This is a genomic window from Leptospira noguchii serovar Panama str. CZ214 (assembly GCF_000306255.2).
GTDB lineage: Bacteria > Spirochaetota > Leptospiria > Leptospirales > Leptospiraceae > Leptospira > Leptospira noguchii.
Genome location: NZ_AKWY02000023.1, coordinates 1 through 13,866 on the forward strand (window position 1 = coordinate 1; position 13,866 = coordinate 13,866).

Sequence of the window (13,866 nt, forward strand, 5' to 3'; positions counted from 1 at the left end):
TTAAAAAATGAATTTTCTCCATCTATTTATGTTTTATAGAAGTGGTCGATTGAAACAATTTTGTTAACCGCCATTATGGAATTTTTCAACAACTCTATTCTTTTTTAGATCGTTATATTGATCCAAAGCACCCGTACATTTTGAGACAATTCTATAGTTAGAAACAGGAACTTAGACGTTCCATTCTATAACTCCAAGTAATAAAACCAAGGTTTCTATCAATTCGTGAATTCTAATGAAAAGAAATGATAACCAGCTTATTTTTAACATACATACGAATTGTATTCAGTTTAAATTTATTTTTTTTAAACTCTGAGGGTTACTTCAATTTTAGTTACTATGAAGAAGTATAAAAATAAATTAGAGTTATTGAAAAATTCCATAGTTCAAATCGACAAAACTGTTTCAATTGTCCGTTTCCATGAAACGCAAACGGATAGAGAATTAATTTTTCAACAATTCTATTTTTAATTTTTGTAACGACCGTAAAACAACGATTCTTATAAAGAAATTTGACTAAAAGATCTTTCTTTTTTAGATTTTATAGTGATGTACATCTTTATCAAAACAATAAAACCCAATCATTCCCCGCAATGAGTTTTGCCAAAAATGGCTTCCTGCAATTCTGAATTTTCAGAACATTCGCTCAAACAAAGCAATAGTTGCGTGAGCAATAAATTGTTTAACTCTTGATCGGGTTTGTTTGAATTACTGATCGACGCCATGTTGGAAAATAAAAGATACTCAGCAAAACACTGGGAACGCCAAGAATTTACGGAAATACCCGAGTCTGCGGCATTCACTCCCAACAAACCACATCCTTGCAATGTAAATATTAAAATTATATACAGCGCAAAATTTAGAATGTTTTCACGGCTACTCCTTAATTTCATAATATTTTGAATTACTCTCCTATTTTGTTGTTAAAAATTTCAATGCCTTTCATATCATTTAATACTTTAAATTTTTTTTCCAATATATTTAAATTTTATAATTTATTTACATACTATTTCAACAAAAATATACTTGCATGTTGATAATCTATATAATAAAAATATAATTTAATAATTACAACTAAACCAAGCGTCTATGAAAAATCTTTTTCATAAAACTTAGTTTTGGAATTTTAAAACCATTTTCTTTCTTAGTATTTTTTTGCTTACTCCAAGATGGCTTGGACGGTATCAGTTTTAAATTTTCGGTTTGTACAACATTTATTCCCCGATAGAAAATTAAATCATTGCGTATGAATAACGTTTTGTAGATGCCGCAATTTTTTGTTTTTGATATATCCGATTTCAATTCTCCGAAAGAAATCTTTAAACAAAAAATTAAATTTTCTAAATAGAAATTTATTTCTAATTCTCCGCAACTAATTTAGGAAACAAATTTCTATAATTTTTTCGCCTTTCATTTGTTAAACGAAAAACGCAAAAAATTCGAACTATCTGTTCTATCCTTAAAAATTATTTTGTGGATTCAAGCAGTTGTTTCGAACAATGACTATATACAAAGTTTAGTTCACGTTTATTTTACTAATGATGGTTTAAATTTAGGTCCAATGTCGAACTTCCATATTCTGGCAATTTGCCTTAAAACCAAATTGCAAATCAATTTTTACAACGAATCCGTTCACAACAATATTTTGTTACTCGTTTTGTATTCTGGAACGCAATTCTCTGAAAATATAAAACAATCTTAATATTTATTTGTGTTTGAAATAGATAGAAACAATTTCACCCGTTAAATAATTTCTTAATAAACTTAAACAATGTAAGTTCGGTGTAAGAAAATAAGAAAGAGTTTTCCAAAAATGTGAGTTTCTATAATTTTAGAATTAGTTCGCAAAATCGCGATTTTGCGGTAGTTCCCACAAATTAAGTCACATTACAAATTTTTATATAGTATGAGTTTCTACATTTCAGAAATCGATCCATAAAATTCAGATCTCAGTTTTTTTCAGATAAATGAACGCTGAACTTACATTCAATAGTATTATAGATTTTGAAATGTTTCCCATTCACGAATATGGATCCCGGAATTATTTTGTGTAGAAGTTTCAAATTTATCTGTATTTCACTACAAATAGATCTTGAGTCCCTGTCAGCGTTTGCCCGTCTAAACTTCCGGAAGTAGTTCCGACCGTATATAAGTTTCCAGAACTATCGGATGTAACTCCGTAAGCAGTTGTTGAAACTCCCGCTGCTCCTAAAAGTTTGGTCCACTGTTTATTTCCACTACCATCATACTTTGTTACAAATAGATCTTGGGCTCCAGTCAACACTTGTCCGTCTAAATTCCCAGATGCTCGGCCAGTTAAATACATATTTCCAGAACTATCAGATGCAATTCCGTTCGCCTGAGTAATTTGACCCGCCACTCCTAAAAGTCGCGTCCACTGTTTATTCCCACTACCATCATACTTTGTTACAAATAAATCTTGGGCTCCAGTCAGCGTTTGCCCGTCTAAACTTCCGGAAGTAGTTCCGACCGTATATAAGTTTCCAGAACTATCGGATGTAACTCCGTAAGCAGTTGTTGAAACTCCCGCTACTCCTAAAAGTTTGGTCCACTGTTTATTTCCCCCACTGTCATACTTAGCTACAAATAGATCTTGGACTCCAGTCAATACTTGTCCGTCTAAATTCCCAGAGGTTCGACCAGTTAAATACATATTTCCAGAACTATCGGATGCAATTCCGTTCGCCTGAGTAATTTGCCCAGCCACTCCTAAAAGTCGCGTCCATTGTCTATTTCCACTACCATCATACTTTGTTACAAATAAATCTTGGGCTCCAGTCAATACTTGTCCGTCTAAATTCCCGAGCGTATATCCAATCACATATACGTTTCCGGAACTATCGGGTCTAATTCCGTTGGCTTGAGAGGTCGTTCCTACCACTCCTAAAAGTCGCGTCCATTGTTTGTTTCCACTACCGTCATACTTTGTCAAAAATAGATCTTGGACTCCGGTTAAGATTTGCCCGTCTAAATTTCCGGAAGTAGTTCCGACCGTATATACATTTCCAGAACTATCAGACGTAACTCCACGCGCTGACGTTTGTATTCCCCCCACTCCTAAAAGTCTTGTCCATTGTTTGTTTCCACCGCCATCGTATTTTGTCACAAATAGATCTTGAGTTCCTGTTAGAGCTTGCCCATCTAAATTTCCTGACGTTTGACCCGTTGAATATACATTTCCAGAACTATCGGAAGTAATTCCGTAAGCGATTGTGACAGATCCTGCGACTCCTAAAAGTCTGGTCCACTGTCTCGTCCCAGTATTGCTAAAAATTTCTCCAGGATTAGAAATATTGGAAACTTCATCTTGGTTCGATGAGGAGAAATTGATTAAAAGCGATTGCGGATTGCATGTGTAATCCAAAGAAGAACATTCGTACGATAAACAATTGTATGTAGAAAAAAAGATATAGAAAGCAACCAAACCTAAATTTAATTTCATACGAGTTTTTGTTTATTTCTAACCTTTAAAAGATCACTCATCTAAATAAACAAGGGAAAAGTGGTTTATGAGACAAATTTTTATTATGTATGATGATTTTCTTTTTTCTAAAAACTAATTTCTAAAATCGTGTTTTCTTTACGAAAAGACATTTTGAATTATAGTATGTTATAAATACTATTTCATATCTATATTAGAGTTATTAAAAAATGAATTCTCCATCTATTTCTGTTTTATGGAAGCGTTTAATTGAAGAAGTTTTGTTCATCTATACTATGGAATTTTTCAACAACTCTATTTTTCCAATAAGTTTCTTTAGTGATCAACTTTATAAAGTCTCGATTCCTGAACTCAAGGATCACTTTTTCTTTCAATTTAGACTTTGATTGATCAACAACTGGGTTCATTAACATAAGTTCGACGTAAAGAAATCTAGGCGAATCCGACTTGTCACAGGAGCCAACTAGGCTTTCAGCTCGAGTCAATCAATTGCATGAAAAAAACGTAATGCAATATTTCGTCTTTGTTTCAATAGAACACGATCTATCAAGCGACTCATGGGAAGGGATAGCCTTACCCATAAACATTTAGATCTCAATATAAATCTGTCGGAATTACGACAAATCCTCTGTAAAACTTACATTCTAGAACGCGATCTGTCGAGCGACCATAGAAGCGAGGCGCTGAGTTGAGAGAGCGTTCTGCTGAGTTTAAACGCGATCTGTCGAGCGACCTGCAGAAGCGACTCATAGGGAGCGATGCATTGAGTTTCCAGAAGCGAGGCGCTGAGTTGAGAGAGCGTTCTGCTTTAGTTTTCCCTAATTTTGGGTGAGAGGCGGAAAGGCTTGAGAGACTTTTCTCTATCAGAAAAACATACTTTTTGCAAGTAACAAGACTTGTCGGAACACTTGAAAAATGTGCGTTGATTCTAAAATCCTCTTCAATTGTCGGGTTGGTTATAGACGCTGAATTTAAAAGAGCATTCCCCGCATCGATCCTTTCGCGTTATACAGAATTCACGTTATTTATTTGATTATTAATTCTTATACTGGACTACTTTTGAACAAGACGGGCAAATCCGTAACTACAAGCTATCTCAAAAATACTTTATCTTTGTTTAAAATTCCATTTTTTTTGAGATGGCTTTTAGATAATTCCTGTCTCTTTTTGTCTCGTTGCATTTCCTTATCCTTCGACCATACTGTTTTATATATTAGATATTTTTAATTTTCTAATAAAATGTTTTTATTTCTAATTCTCAAATCGCCGAATTTAATTCTTCTTTGAGCTTTTTGGCTTCTTCAAAATCTGGTTTAATTGAAATCGCTCTATGTAAATATTGCAGAGATCTTTCTGGGCGATTCCAAATTTTATAAAGTGTGGCAAGATTATACAGAGAGATATGAGGTGCGTCGTTTAACTCGCAACGTAATGATTTTTTCAACCAATAGACCGCTTCTATTTCTTTACCGGCTCTTAAAAGTATAATTCCGATTTCGTTACATGGATTTCCGTAATTTGGATTTACTTCCACAGATCTAAAAAAATGCATCAAGCCCTTTTCTGGGTTTCCTTTTTGATTTTCCATTAATCCCAAAAAGAAATAGGCTTCGTGACTTTCTTCGTTTTCTAATGAGAGTTTAAATAAATACTCTGCCCGATCCGAATCGCCTTTTTTGTAAAAGTATTTTGCCGCTTCTAAAAAATCCGAAGAAGTATAGTTGTCCAATTCCATTACCCGTTTTATTTTTATTTTCGGTTTGGATTGGTTAAGGCTTGATTAAGTTTTTTTTCAATACCTCGGCTACTTGTTCCGTAATTGATTCCCCGTCTAATTTATACTTTTGGAAAACCTCCTTTCTTTCTCCGTGATGGATCGGTTCCGGTGGAAATCCAAATGTTTTTATGTATTTAAATAAATTCTCCCGTGTCATTCGGTTCAGTAGATATCCAGTTGCTCCTGCATCTATATAACTTTCGTCTAATATCACAAAACGTCTAACGTTCATCAATTCTTCGTTAAGCGCGTCCTCTCCTAAAGGTCGCAACCATACCAGATCGATCAGTGTTACACTAAACCCTTCTTTCTCCAATCTTTCGGTAGCTTTTTTTGCTTCGTCAATCATGGAGCCGATCGATATAAGTGCTACATCCGTTCCTCTTTTTAACACTCGAAACGTTCCAGGTTGCAACGCGGTCTTTTTATAAAAATCTAAAGTTTTTAAATCCACACTCGATTTTGGAAATCGAATCGCAATCGGAGACTTTTCGTATCCTTCCATCCATCGTAACGCATCGATCAAATCTTGTCCGTCAGATGGTACAAATACATCCATATTAGGAAGTCCTAATAAATATCCTAAATCGAAAAGCCCTTGGTGAGTTTCTCCATCCGGCCCTACACATCCCGCTCGATCTATTACAAACCGCACTGGCAAATTCATAAGAGATACGTCTTGTACAAGTTGATCCATTGCCCTTGTCAAAAAGGTAGAATAGATACACATATATGGTATGATATTTCCGTTTGTCATTGCTCCCGCAAACGCAACCGAGTGTTGCTCTGCAATTCCCACATCAAATAAATGTTCCGGATATTTTTCTGCATATTCTTTGAGCCCACTTCCTTCTATCATCGCGGGGGTGATCGCCGCTATCTTAGGATTTGTTTCCGTTAAAATGGTTAACATCTTTCCTACGATTTTACTATATGCAATTTTAGATGTATCCCCGCTATCCATCGCTCCGTCTTCTTTTCGAAACGGTGTCACTCCGTGATACTTGATCGGGTCCCTTTCCGCTGGATCGTATCCTTTTCCTTTTTGTGTAATGACATGTAATAAGATCGGGCCTTTCATTTTTTTTACTTTTTCGAGCATCTTTACGAGTCGTATAACGTCGTGCCCATCTTCAGGTCCTATATACCCAAATCCCAAATCCTCAAACAGTCCACCCGGAGTTAATACGTCCTTAAATCCCTTTTCTACTTTTTTAAAAAATCGCTCGGTTGCAGGTCCAATAATCGGCAGCCACTTTAAAAAAGTATAAAATACTCTCTTCCAATGATTATAAAAATGAGATGTGATGATGTTGTTGAGATAATTAGATATGGATCCCACGTTTTTTGATATAGACATGTAATTATCGTTTAAGATCACGATCATGTCTTTTTTCAAATGTCCCGAGTGATTCATCGCTTCAAGAGCCATCCCTGTGGCAATCGACGCGTCTCCTATGATTGCTACTACATTATAATTTTCTTTTAATAAATCTCTAGCCGCCGCTTCTCCCAATGCCTGCGAAATGGAAGTCCCCGCATGTCCGGTATTATATAAATCGTATGGAGATTCTTCTCTTTTAGGAAACCCGGAAAGTCCATTGAACTTTCGCACAGTCTTGAGTTTATCTTTTCTTCCAGTAAGTATTTTATGCGGATAAGTCTGATGCCCTACGTCCCAAACCAATCGATCTTTTGGAGTATCGAATACATAGTGTAAGGCGACCGTAAGTTCTACAACTCCCAGATTACTTGCAAAATGTCCACCAATCCCCGAAAGTGTATCGATGATGTAATTTCTAACCTCCTTGCAAACTTGAGGTAGTTGTTCCAGTGGTATATTTCTTAGTTCAGCCGGATAGTTAATTTTATCGAGCAGAGTTGATTTCTGTTGCATGCAAACTTTCTAATCTAATTTTACTCAATCCCTCAGTTCGCCTGCAAAGGTTTTCTCAATAGTTTTAGGTCTTCTTCGTTCACTAAATCCAATAACTCGTAGATCCGAACGGGTTGAGTTTTTCCTTTCACTTTAATCAAGTCCAGTTCTCTTGCGATAACCCTGTCCTTTACCTTTTCATAGGTATATTCTGAGATGATTATATGAGTTCCGTATTCTTTATTGGTTCCTTCTAATCTAGACCCAAGGTTGATCGTGTCCCCCATACATGTATAATCCATCCTGTGAGAACTTCCCATATTTCCTACTACCGCTGGTCCTGAATTTAATCCGATTCCTATATCCATTTGAGGAAGATCTAAACTCTTCCACTCTTCTTTCAATGTCGCAAGTCTTCTCATCTGTGCCAACCCAGCCGCGCATCCATAGTATGCATGATCTTCTAACGGCACGGGCGCTCCCCAGAATGCCATGATCGCATCCCCCATGTATTTATCAATCGTTCCCTTAAACTCAATAATGATCTCGGTCATCTCGGATAAATATTGATTCAAAAATTGAACCAACTCTTCCGGTCCCATTTTTTCCGACATAGTTGTAAATCCTCGTATATCAGAAAAGAATATGGTGATGTCTCGCTTAGATCCCCCTAAATTCAAGTTGTCCGGATTTTTCAATAACTCATCCACTACGTCTTTGGATACGAACTTGGAAAACGTACTTCGTATGTATTTTACGTTTTCCTCTTCCGTTAATATCCTAAATCCTATCAAACCGATAAATATAAATAACTGCTCCAATATTACAGTCGGATATAAATGTACTAAATTGAATTCGGAAAAATTAATTAATGTTCCTACCGAGTAGATAAACGCAATCGCTAAGAAAAATAGAAATGCTAACCATGTCTTTAGCCTAGGTTGTACAAATCCCGCCAACATTCCTACAACGATTATGATCAAAAATTCTCCCCACAGTGGTAACTCAAATAGAAAATCCTGATTGAGTATGGTATTGATCGCAGCTGCGTGGTGTTCGATTCCAGACATATCTCCAAATGGTGACAAGTGTGTATCTTTTGCTGCCCCCGCTCCAGTCGCATAATACATAGCCACTAAAAAAATTGTGTTTTGAAATTGAGATGCTGTTTCTTCATTCCATTCCGTTGCAGCTTCAAATATCTCATGCGCCCTAAACGAATAGAGCCCTCCTGGAAAATTGATCTGCATCTGTCCGTCCTGATCGATCGGTATAACGACCTCCCTCTTTTCGTTCGGTTGATTCATTATATCCTTGGTTTCCATCTTCAAAGTTTTTCGGTTAAAATGAGTCAATGTCTTTTGTGGTATATTCTTGATTTTGACGTGTTTGCCCATTACCACTTCCACGTCTCTTTTTACGTCGACTCCCAAATAATTACACGCTATGATCAAATCAATGGATGGATAATATTCCGTTTCTCTTAACGGTCCGGCGTTCATTAACTTTGCAACCAATGGCATTCTTCGATTTAGCCCACTTTCATCTTTTTTAATATTAGCAAACCCTAATCCAGAAGCTTTTTCTGCCACCGGTTCTATAGGCGGTTGCGGAAATTTTAACCAAGATCTTCCTGCGTCTCCCGGATCTTCCACATTTTCTAGTTTAAACTTTCTTAGTATTTCAATCCGTTTTTCTAAATTTAAGATGGAACTCTTGGATTCTAAACTCGTTTCCATTGGATAGTCGAACATTACCTGCGGATTTTTTGCCAAGGCTTGCGCCATTTCTTCTGTTTGTCCCGGCTTATAATCTACAAAAAAAATATCGAACATCAACTGATTGGATGTATTCTTAAATATATCTATTATATTTGCATAATATTTCCAAGGTAACGGCCATTTTCCCTGTAACTTTTCCAAGGACGTAGTTGTAATTCCTATAATTTGTATATCCTGTCTTGCTCCAGGCGGGGGATTATATCGTGTGTATTCAATCGTTCCCTCTTCAGATTCTTTTTCGCTCTTATTTACTCCCGCTCTTAATAATGTAAATCTCCAAGACACAGAAGATTCTTCCAATTCTGCAAGCGGCGTAAACACCTGATAAAGAAAAAACATCACGAGTGATACTACGACGGCCAACCAGATACTTCCTGACTTTTGTTTATCCGATGTATTTAATTCTAAAAATTTATAAATTGGATACGAACTAATCAATAGAAGTGTAAATCCACCTAACAAGAATTCTGTGTTGAGCGAAAAGTTAGGTGAAAATGCGGTAAATGTTATCAGTAGAATCCCCATTATCCCCAACATCAATGACAGTATGTGGAGTGGAGTGATTTTAGTTTTTTTTTCGCTCATACGTTCCTCCTATCTGGACCGGGGATCAGTATCCTATTTGTCGGTGTTTCGTCAATATTTTCCAGACTTTGCTAGCTTCGGTTCGCGTTTCGTTTGATTTTTTTATTCCTTTTTCGGCTCCAATTTGATTCTTGCGAGAACCGTTTCGGTTATGAGGAATTCTTCTTTAAAATCTGGTTTTGCTCTCTGCTCTATCCGCAAATCAGGGAACCTTTGTTCGTTCTTAATTCCGGAAGATTTGGTTCGAACTTCTCGTCTCCATCCTAAAATTCTCAGAAAAACTCTCCATTTTCTTTTGTCCAACTGGGACGAAACTTTGATTCGGAAACGCTTTTTGGGAAAGAGGCTCGTCTACGCTCGATATCAAGAGAAAAATCTGAACTTGCAAAAGATGAACTTTCGCCCTTTTGAAGAGGATTGGTGTAAATTAGGAATTCTTGCCTGGGGATTAGGAATATCCCGTTGCCTTCTCTTTTCTCTTCTTCTACAATGGACCGAAAACGAGGGTGTCCCCTGTAAAACAAAACTGAATGGAGCTCCAACCTATTTAGTAATTACAAGAAAACTACTATTTCCGCGGAAACTTCTGCAGAGCCAAATTCGACTCGGAAGAATGCATCCTAGCTAGAAAAAACCGCATTTTTTCTTCAGACAAAAGAACTTTTATCTCATTGAAGCTCGAATTTCAGAAGCGTAGGATAGAAGTTTGTCCGCACAGTTTATCCGATCAGACCCATTTTCTTCAATAATCCTTTGAACGGCAGAACCGATGATCACACCATCTGCATAAGCCGAAATGGACTTAGATTGATCCGGAGTAGAAATCCCAAAACCAGCACAAACCGGAAGACCGACAATTTTACGCACCAAACGAATTCTATCTTCCAAACCGGATGCTATAGAACCTCTTTCGCCGGTCACGCCGTAGGAAGTCACATAGTAAATAAAACCGGACGCCAAAGATTTCATAGAACGAATCCGGTCTTCCGAAGTAGCAGGAGTCACAAGATGAATAAAATCTATCTTCTTTCGTTCGAGTTGCGAAAAAAACTCTTCCGCTTCCGGAGTGTCAAAAGGAAGGTCCGGAATGATTAAACCTTGGATGCCAGAATTTTTAGCTCTTTCCGTAAAGGATTCCAAACCCATAGAAAACAAAGGATTAAAATACGTAAGATAAACGAGAGGAATCTGAGGATGAAGTTTATGAATTTCCGCAGTAACATCTAAAATCTTATCCATGGAAAAAGGATGAGCCAAGGAACGTTTAAAAGCTTTTTGAATCACTGGACCATCGGCGACAGGGTCGGTAAAAGGGATTCCCAGTTCTAAAATGCCAGCTCCACCTCGAATCAAAGCGTCTGCCCAAAAAACGCAGGAATCATAGTCCGGATCACCCAAAGAAATATAAGGAATAAAAACACTTTGATCCGAAGAAAAAACGGAGGATATGGAGTTCAAACAAATTCTCCTTTTCTAAGTCTAGAAACCTCTGCTACGTCCTTGTCCCCTCTACCGGAAAGACAAATGAGAATATTCTCTTTTTTACTCATGGATTTCGCCAAGTCTTTCGCATAACGAAACGCATGTGCAGTTTCTAAAGCAGGAATAATCCCTTCAATCCTACAAACTTCGATAAAAGCGTCTAACGCACCTTCGTCGTCTACATTAACGTATGATACTCTACCACTTTTGTGAAAGTAAGCGTGTTCCGGACCAACACCAGGATAATCCAAACCAGCAGAAACGGAATGAGCGGGAACGATCTGTCCGAAATCATCTTGTATCACTAAAGTTTTGGTGCCGTGTAAAAAACCGATTCTACCAAATTGAATGGTAGCAGAATGAGAACCGGGATCGGAAGAATAACCACCGGCTTCTACACCAAAAAGTTTTACTTTTTTATCCTGAATAAAACCATAAAACATACCAATCGCGTTCGAACCACCGCCAACACAAGCGATCACTGCGTTCGGAAGTTTACCATTTATCTTTTTAAATTGTTTTCTAGATTCAATACCGATCACGGATTGAAAATCTCTGACGATGGAAGGAAACGGATGTGGACCAATCGAAGAGCCCACGATATAATGAGTATTAGAAACATTTAATGCCCAGTCCCTCATCGCCTCACTAGTAGCATCTTTGAGAGTTGCAGTACCACTGGAAACACCCACAACTTTGGCACCCATCATTCTCATCCGGATCGCGTTGAGTTCCTGACGTCTTAAATCTTCTTCTCCCATATAAACTACGGTTTCCATCTGGAACATAGCACCAACCGTAGCGGTAGCAACACCGTGTTGACCTGCTCCTGTTTCTGCAATAATTCTAGACTTACCCATAGCCTTAGCGATCAAAACCTGACCGATCGTATTATTGATCTTATGCGCACCGGTATGATTTAAATCCTCACGTTTGAGCCAGATCTTAGCGCCTCCCCAAGCCTTAGAAAGTCGTTCCGCATAAGTAAGAGGAGAAGGACGACCGATATAGTTTTTACGATAATACTCGAGTTCTTTTTTGAAGTGTTTACTTTTCTTGAGTTTTTTGTAAGTAGATTCTAATTCCACCAAGGCATCGTGGAGAATTTCAGGAGAATAACGACCGCCAAATTCTCCAAAGTAGCCTTGTTGATTTTCTTTTCCCATAACTACCCCAATTCCGCAAAGAGTTCCTGACGCATAAATTCCACTTTTGAGACCAGATCATCAAAACCGGAAAATGCAAAAGAACTTTCTTGATCTTTCTTACGATTGTAGATCGAAATCTCCCCACTTTCGAAAAACTTTTTACCGATGGTAATCCGGATCGGAAAACCAATCAATTCGGAATCCTTAAGTTTAAAACCGGGACCAAGATCCCGATCGTCCCAAAAAATCTCGATCCCTTTCTTCATTAGAACATTATAAAATTCTTCTACTTTAAAATATTGATCCTCTCCTTTGGTAATACTCACCAGAGAAACTTCAAAAGGAGCAATACTGATAGGCCAAAAGATGCCTTTTTCGTCGTTACACTGTTCAATGACAGTAGCCATCGTACGATTGACTCCGATACCGTAACAACCCATCGTAAGAGTTCTAGATTTACCACTTTGATCCAAAACCTGGATACCAAAAGTTTTAGTATATTTATCTCCAAGTTTAAAAATATGTCCTACTTCAATCCCTTTTTCTGCTTTTAGAGTAGAACTACAATTTGGACAAAGATCCCCTTCTCTTGCTAATGCGACATCGGCAAATTCAGGAAGACTAGAAATTTCTTTTTCTAGAATAAAACCCTGAGTGTGAAAATCTTCTTTGGATGAACCGACCACATAGGGAAAGTCTTTCAGTAAGGAACGATCATATAACACCTTAATTTTATCGTTAGGCGCAATTGGAGAAATAAACCCAGGGACCAAACCAAATTCACGGATTTCCGCGTCCGTCATCGGTTCCGAATCCGTAATTTTTAAGAGAGAATGAAGTTTATGAAGATTAAGTTCCAAATCTCCTCTAATAAAAACGAGAATCTTTTTTTTCTCCGATTTAAGAGCAACCGCCTTAATTGTTTCTGATTCGGGAATACCTAATAAAATACTTACTTCCGCAATCGTTTTTTTACCAGGAGTAGAAATTTCTTTTTTATCTTTTAGTTTTGGAGAAACATTCTCTTTTTTGAATATAAAAGGAGTTTTTTCACTGTTAGAACTATAACCGCAAGAACTACATAAAAGTAACGTTTCTTCTCCAATCGGAGAAACTACCATAAACTCTTCCGACGTAGAACCTCCCATACTACCAGAGTCCGCTTGAACCGGAATGGTTTTCAGACCACAACGATCAAAAATTTTTCTGTAAGCGATTCTCATAGACTGATAAGTCTCATCCAGAGAAGAATCATCGATATGAAAAGAATATGCATCTTTCATAATAAACTCTCTGGAACGGATCACACCAAAACGAGGACGAATTTCGTCTCTAAATTTAGTTTGGATCTGATATACGTTAACCGGAAGATCCTTATAAGATTTAAGAAGAGGTTTTAATAAAAAACTAAAAGACTCTTCGTGTGTGGGGCCAAGTGCATAAGAAAGATCATGTCTGTCTTGAATACGAAACATCTCTTTACCCATCGCAGACCATCTTCCACTTTGTTCCCAAAAATCAGAAGGAGTTAAAATCGGAAGGTCAAATTCCAAAGCCCCGGTAGAGTTCATTTCTTCGCGAACGATCTGTTCTATTTTTTTTAAAACCTTAAGACCCAAAGGAAGATAAAAGTAAAGACCGGCGGAAGACTTACGAACCAAACCGGCGCGGATCATCAAACGATGGGACGCAACAACCGCGTCCGTAGGATTTTCTTTTTCTGTGGGAAGAATGTATTTCGATGCTTTCATGCG

9 protein-coding genes are annotated in these 13,866 nt (G+C 37.4%); 1 reads left to right on the top strand and 8 read right to left on the bottom strand.

What is annotated here, in order from left to right; all coding sequences use genetic code 11:
* Positions 1–581: 581 nt before the first annotated feature.
* The 5 genes from LEP1GSC059_RS23730 to LEP1GSC059_RS13005 form a co-directional block, all read right to left on the bottom strand.
* Positions 582–809, bottom strand: a complete 228-nt coding sequence (locus LEP1GSC059_RS23730) for a hypothetical protein (RefSeq protein WP_002179613.1) — start codon at positions 807–809, stop codon at positions 582–584.
* A 1,256-nt stretch (positions 810–2,065) separates the two neighbouring features.
* A complete protein-coding gene (locus tag LEP1GSC059_RS12990; RefSeq protein ID WP_017215920.1) occupies positions 2,066–3,463 on the bottom strand; it encodes an SBBP repeat-containing protein in 1,398 nt (465 codons plus the stop codon).
* 1,258 nt (positions 3,464–4,721) lie between these two features.
* Complete coding sequence (locus LEP1GSC059_RS12995) at positions 4,722–5,198, bottom strand: tetratricopeptide repeat protein (protein ID WP_000418044.1); 477 nt, start codon at positions 5,196–5,198, stop codon at positions 4,722–4,724.
* Positions 5,199–5,232: 34 nt separating this feature from the next.
* Entirely contained in the window at positions 5,233–7,137 is a 1,905-nt protein-coding gene (gene dxs / locus LEP1GSC059_RS13000; protein WP_020980923.1) for a 1-deoxy-D-xylulose-5-phosphate synthase, read from the bottom strand.
* A 32-nt stretch (positions 7,138–7,169) separates the two neighbouring features.
* Positions 7,170–9,482, bottom strand: a complete 2,313-nt coding sequence (locus LEP1GSC059_RS13005; RefSeq protein ID WP_002179619.1) for an adenylate/guanylate cyclase domain-containing protein — start codon at positions 9,480–9,482, stop codon at positions 7,170–7,172.
* 124 nt (positions 9,483–9,606) lie between these two features.
* On the opposite strand from LEP1GSC059_RS13005, the gene LEP1GSC059_RS13010 reads away from it, so the two are divergent.
* The gene (locus LEP1GSC059_RS13010; RefSeq protein WP_002179612.1) at positions 9,607–10,110 is read left to right on the top strand and encodes a DUF1564 family protein; all 504 of its coding nucleotides are present in this window, start codon (positions 9,607–9,609) and stop codon (positions 10,108–10,110) included.
* Positions 10,111–10,145: 35 nt separating this feature from the next.
* Here LEP1GSC059_RS13010 and trpA read toward each other — a convergent pair whose 3' ends face one another.
* From trpA to LEP1GSC059_RS13025, 3 genes are read right to left on the bottom strand one after another with little or no spacing between them, the layout of a single operon-like run.
* Complete coding sequence (trpA, locus tag LEP1GSC059_RS13015) at positions 10,146–10,940, bottom strand: tryptophan synthase subunit alpha (protein WP_017215926.1); 795 nt, start codon at positions 10,938–10,940, stop codon at positions 10,146–10,148.
* Positions 10,937–12,130 (bottom strand): tryptophan synthase subunit beta, encoded by a 1,194-nt coding sequence (gene trpB / locus LEP1GSC059_RS13020; protein WP_002179621.1) that lies wholly within the window; start codon positions 12,128–12,130, stop codon positions 10,937–10,939. Before trpB ends, trpA begins: the two co-directional genes overlap by 4 nt.
* 2 nt (positions 12,131–12,132) lie before the next feature.
* Entirely contained in the window at positions 12,133–13,863 is a 1,731-nt protein-coding gene (locus LEP1GSC059_RS13025) for a proline--tRNA ligase (protein ID WP_002179622.1), read from the bottom strand.
* Positions 13,864–13,866 lie beyond the last annotated feature (3 nt).

Excerpts from the sequence above, each read along its gene's own strand:
- LEP1GSC059_RS12990 (WP_017215920.1), bottom strand. The coding sequence starts at position 3,463 with ATGAAATTAAATTTAGGTTTGGTTGCTTTCTATATCTTTTTTTCTACA.
- LEP1GSC059_RS12995 (WP_000418044.1), bottom strand. The coding sequence starts at position 5,198 with ATGGAATTGGACAACTATACTTCTTCGGATTTTTTAGAAGCGGCAAAA.
- dxs (WP_020980923.1), bottom strand. The coding sequence starts at position 7,137 with ATGCAACAGAAATCAACTCTGCTCGATAAAATTAACTATCCGGCTGAA.
- LEP1GSC059_RS13005 (WP_002179619.1), bottom strand. The coding sequence starts at position 9,482 with ATGAGCGAAAAAAAAACTAAAATCACTCCACTCCACATACTGTCATTG.
- trpB (WP_002179621.1), bottom strand. The coding sequence starts at position 12,130 with ATGGGAAAAGAAAATCAACAAGGCTACTTTGGAGAATTTGGCGGTCGT.
- LEP1GSC059_RS13025 (WP_002179622.1), bottom strand. The coding sequence starts at position 13,863 with ATGAAAGCATCGAAATACATTCTTCCCACAGAAAAAGAAAATCCTACG.